Source organism: Paenibacillus xylanexedens, assembly GCF_007676705.1.
Lineage (GTDB): Bacteria > Bacillota > Bacilli > Paenibacillales > Paenibacillaceae > Paenibacillus > Paenibacillus xylanexedens_C.
Genome location: NZ_VEBF01000241.1, coordinates 1 through 287, shown reverse-complemented (window position 1 = coordinate 287; position 287 = coordinate 1). Strand labels below are relative to the sequence as shown.

Annotated in this window: 1 pseudogene; it reads right to left on the bottom strand. The window is 46.0% G+C overall.

Features of this window, described 5'->3' with window-relative positions:
* Nucleotides 1-249, bottom strand: a pseudogene (locus FS628_RS30500) (ABC transporter ATP-binding protein); the annotation flags it as partial.
* Nucleotides 250-287: the final 38 nt, after the last annotated feature.

The window sequence follows — 287 nt, the reverse complement described above, 5'->3', positions numbered from 1 at the left end:
TGTCACAATAAATAAAATAATAAACACTACCCGCACAGTCGCAATGAAAATCAAAACCACCTTCACACTCATCCTAAACCCCATCATCATACTACCCATCATCACCATCCCCCAACCCATAAACATCCCCACCACCATCTCCACAAACCTCTCCATCTCCCTAATATCACTCCTTACACCACTAATCACACAACCTTCCTGCAACGTATCCACATTACGGAACCAGAAGGTTTGAATATGGTCAAACAACTCCTCGCCCACCTCCCTGCCGTATCCAACCGCAGCCT